Origin of the sequence: Stenotrophomonas sp. Sm10, assembly GCF_030985515.1 — a bacterium.
GTDB classification, from domain to species: domain Bacteria; phylum Pseudomonadota; class Gammaproteobacteria; order Xanthomonadales; family Xanthomonadaceae; genus Stenotrophomonas; species Stenotrophomonas hibiscicola.
This window is the reverse complement of sequence record NZ_JAPTFO010000203.1, coordinates 1-1,369: the sequence shown is the minus strand read 5'-3', so window position 1 is coordinate 1,369 and position 1,369 is coordinate 1. Positions and strand designations below refer to the sequence as shown.

Here is a 1,369-nt window from a genome sequence, read left to right as displayed (position 1 = left end):
TAAAATTGCAAGTATAGCACAAATAAGAAACATGAAACTAATTAGGTTCATTGAGAATGCCCATCCCGGCTTATCAACAAAACGAAGAGCACCGTTAATAAACCTTAACTCCCATCTATATAAAAAAGCATAAGCAATAAACGGAGAACACGTTAATGATATTACTCCATTAAAACAAAACAAACTATGTGATTTCATACTAGGCTCTTTTCTTAATTTTATAAAACTTTTCTTTCTCTCTTAATCAATCCCTAGCAGGATCATCTAAAATCTCAATCTCACCTATAAACCATCGTGACATCTTCTTCTTTTTGTCTTTAAAGGGATCGGGTTTAATCAAAGTAAAAGGTGAAATGCTTGCATCTGTAAAATACAACTCCACTTTTAAAGACTGCTTAGGATTATCGTTAACATAGGCTGAAAAATGAATATGATAGCTTCCACCCACATCACCACCATTATCATACCCTCCCCTAGCTGTATTTGGTAAAAGTTTAATAGAATTTATTGATTGTTTTTCCTCATCTTCCAGGTAGGTAATAATTGCACTCTTGATAATCTTTTCATTTTCATGGACAAATTTTCCGTTGTTGTTAAGAAGAAAATTCCCATAGCTTAGAAATGTTAAAAAAGAAGCGAAAAGGAATGGATAATAAAAAGTACAGCCATTTATTGGATTTAAACATAATGTCTCTTGTTTTCTAGATTCACAAAAAGATGTTATTATTTCGAAATTATGACATTAGATTCCTTCTATTTCAACTGGGATCAATTCCTTGTTCCTACATGAAGAACTAATTGTCGGCATTCTAGCTATAAAAAAGAAAAATGTTGATATCAATCCATTTATAACTAAAACTGCTCCTTCGGAACCATCATTAATGCCCATAAAAAATCCAAAACAAATAATATTCAATAAAAAGCCAAACAATAAAACAGGATTTCTTTTACCATTTGGTTTAAACTTGACTCTATAACGTTTGCTTTTCTCTGGTATTCTTGATAATGCGTTACGTCGAGAATTTTTTTCATAATAAACAGCTCCTAAGTATGCAAGAATCATAGACAAGACAAATAGTATACTCTTCATAAATATCTGTTGACTCAATCCCATACTAATAAAAGCTGATTCTATAGCTCTATATAGTAGAGCCACAAATGGTTGTACCATAATAGATATAGTAGTTGTTCCTATCTTTGTTTTAGACTTAATTTCAAAACTATCATCAGAGGGAGTTAACTCAATCATATCAAGAGTGATTAAGTTAGGCATCAATCCGAGAAAATAGCTTTTCCCTTTCATTGAACCTAAATCCATAATATACTTTTTATTTTCTATTTCTACAATACTATACGCCATCGTATTAGC

The 1,369-nt window shown here is 31.1% G+C and carries 3 protein-coding genes; all 3 read right to left on the bottom strand.

Features of this window, described 5'->3' with window-relative positions; translation table 11 throughout:
* On the bottom strand, positions 1-198 hold a 198-nt coding region (locus O0J15_RS21130; RefSeq protein WP_308306291.1), incomplete at its 3' end, for a hypothetical protein.
* Between the two features lie 46 nt (positions 199-244).
* Positions 245-448 (bottom strand): hypothetical protein, encoded by a 204-nt coding sequence (locus O0J15_RS21125; RefSeq protein ID WP_004254399.1) that lies wholly within the window; start codon positions 446-448, stop codon positions 245-247.
* 294 nt (positions 449-742) lie between these two features.
* Positions 743-1,369: DUF443 family protein (locus tag O0J15_RS21120; RefSeq protein ID WP_308306290.1), on the bottom strand; the 627-nt coding region annotated here is incomplete at its 5' end.